Genomic DNA, 2,421 nt, shown 5'->3' with positions numbered 1-2,421 from the left:
TCATCTTGTCCGCCAGCCAGCCCTTGCGGTGGTCGAAGTTCTTACCCGAGACCTGGTCTTGACCGCACAGGAACGCCCTTCGCACGCACCGTGACATCACGTGATACCAAGGCGTTACCTCCACGCTTACCTGCTCCGCTCGCGCTATCGGCATAGCCTCACCATGGCACAGGGACTCCCCCGATGCAAGTTAAAATGGGTGTCAAAATTAACTCTCTCCAGCTCGCGCTCGGAGTAGCGAGTCTCCTCGCGCAGGTCGAGGAACTCGAGCACATAGGGGTTCTTGAGCAGTTGCTGGGGCTTCTCGACGAGCTGGCCGTCCTTTGCCAGGGCCAGTATCGACTCCTTGTCGCGGCTCAGCGCTAGGCGCTCGTAGAGGCTGCTGTCGAACTGCCGGCGGAGCTCGCGTAACGACCACCCCTCGTTCGTGGCCTCGATCTCGTAGAACGCCCGCTCGTCCGGGTCTTTGATGCCCAGCAGAAAGAGGTAGTGCGACCAGCTCAGGGTCCACTTCGTCTGCCAAATCTGGGCGTTGGCCAATTGCCCAGAGAGCGTCTGGGCGTTCTTGGGCTCCCGCAATTGCCCAGACACCGTCTGGGTAATCTGCGCGCGGTCCTGGTAGCCCAGGTAGAAACGCCGCATGTATTCGAGATTGCTCTTGGAAAAGCCCCGGCCGAACTCCCTCGTCAGCTCCGCCGAGAGCTGCTTGAGCAGTTCGGCGCCGTAGGCGGCGCGCTCCTGCCCGCCTTGCTCGTGTTCGACGATGAGCAGGCCGATCTGGAAGTTGGTGTGAACCTGAAGCGTGTCGACGGCACGCGAGACAGCCCGGCGCGCCGAGATGACCAGCGCGCGGATCTCAGGCAACAGCTTCTGGAGCGAGACCGACAAATCATCGCGACGGCTCACGCTAACCCTCCCATGGACGCCGGCAGGTAGAGGTAGACGCCCAGGACATCTGCGGGTCGGTGGACGTCGACCTTCAGGGCCCGCACGCCGCTTCGGGTCGCCTTGCGTACCCGACGGTGGGCGTCGAACAGCGCGTTACCTCTTTCGCCGGCGATCCGATCGAGGTACGGGCGCAGATCTTCGAAGCGGTCGAGGACACGCTTGATGTGCGTCTGCGCTTGGTCGGCACCGATGTTGGTGTCAGCATCGACGTCGAGAAGTCCCTCGACGCCGTCGCTCGGCAACCACTCGGCCTTCTCCGGGCTGCCGGTGAACGCGGCCAGCACCAGGTCTTCCGCGAGCAGCGGGCGCTCTGTTCCGCCTCGTCCCTGGTTCACGATGTGGAAACGGAGCCGAAGCAACAGGAGGGTGGTACGGCGTTCAACCGCGTTGGTGCGAACGACGCCGCAGCGCTTGCCGGGTCCGTCGAGGTTGGGGTCCAGTGCCGTCTCCAGCACGTGGGCCGCAAGCCCCTCGACGACGGGGTGGGTCCGCGTCAAGAGGCGGGCGTCTTTGCGCGGCTGCCCGGAAAACACGCCGACGAAGCCCTCATCCTCTCCGACCGCATCCTTAAGCGCACGGGGGGTCTCGCGAAGGTCGATGTGCAGAGGCTCATCGCCCGAGACGACGGCGCCAAGCGTGCGTAGCGATGTGGCGGTGAAGCGCTGCACGTCGGCGTAGCTGCCGATGGCGCGGCGGACCTCGTCGAGCTCCGCGCGCACCTCGGTGTTCACGGCCCTGAGCAGCTGGTTCTGCGCGAAGAGGGTGCGGCTGCGCTTTTCCCGCTCGACCGCCGCGTCCCACTGGACGTCCACGGCTTTGTGGATCGGCTTGAGGAACTCGAAAGAAAGCTGCGTCGTGTCGACGTTCTCCCGGATGAGCAAACCCTCGAGGATCGCGTCCTCGATGATCTTGGTGTCCATCGGCACCGGCACGATGACACCGAGCTGCTTGTGGATGGTTTTGTGCTTGCGGAGGAGCACCTGCAGCACGATGCCGTCCACCGGGTTGTCCTGGCCGTAGTAGGTGAGCGTCCGAACTTTCTCTTTTGGTTGACCGTAGCGGTCGACGCGACCCTCGCGCTGCTCGTGGCGCGTTGGATTCCAGGACAGGTCGTAGTGCATGACCGCATCGAAGGCGTGCTGGAGGTTGATGCCCTCGCTGAGGCAGTCGGTGCACACGAGGACGCGCTTGTCGTGGGCGGCAAGCGCGTCGACCCGCCGCTCGCGCTCCTCGGGTGGCAGCAGCCCACCGTCTTGCCGATCCCGACGTCGTCCGCAATGAGCATGCGGACGGGGTCGAGCTTGAGCGCCATCAGGAGGGGCACGAGCTGGTAGGGGCGCGGCTCGACGGCAATCCTCGCGAGCGAACGAAACGGACCAGCGCCCGAGCGGAACCCGAGGCGCACCGCATCGCGAAGCAAGCCGCAGGACAGATGGTTCCCCATGTCGCTGGCCGGATCGGGCAGATCGAACT

The 2,421-nt window shown here is 64.7% G+C and carries 4 protein-coding genes; 1 reads left to right on the top strand and 3 read right to left on the bottom strand.

Annotated features, from left to right (window positions below):
* From MJD61_04585 to MJD61_04575, 3 genes are all read right to left on the bottom strand, one after another.
* Positions 1-154 (bottom strand): transposase (locus MJD61_04585; protein ID MCG8554554.1); only part of this gene is annotated, 154 nt, incomplete at its 3' end.
* Positions 145-906, bottom strand: a complete 762-nt coding sequence (locus tag MJD61_04580; GenBank protein MCG8554553.1) for a DUF1016 N-terminal domain-containing protein — start codon at positions 904-906, stop codon at positions 145-147. The genes MJD61_04580 and MJD61_04585, both read right to left, overlap by 10 nt.
* Positions 903-1,949 carry a hypothetical protein gene (locus MJD61_04575; GenBank protein ID MCG8554552.1) on the bottom strand — a complete coding sequence of 349 codons (1,047 nt, stop codon included), beginning with the start codon at positions 1,947-1,949 and terminating at the stop codon, positions 903-905. Before MJD61_04575 ends, MJD61_04580 begins: the two co-directional genes overlap by 4 nt.
* 233 nt (positions 1,950-2,182) lie before the next feature.
* Here MJD61_04575 and MJD61_04570 point away from each other — a divergent pair.
* Positions 2,183-2,421, top strand: a 239-nt coding sequence (locus tag MJD61_04570) for a hypothetical protein (protein ID MCG8554551.1), incomplete at its 3' end; no start/stop codon positions are given.

It is taken from the genome of Pseudomonadota bacterium, from assembly GCA_022361155.1.
Lineage (GTDB): Bacteria > Myxococcota_A > Polyangia > Polyangiales > JAKSBK01 > JAKSBK01.
Note: the sequence above shows the minus strand (reverse complement) of the source record. Positions and strands in the feature narration are given on the sequence as shown.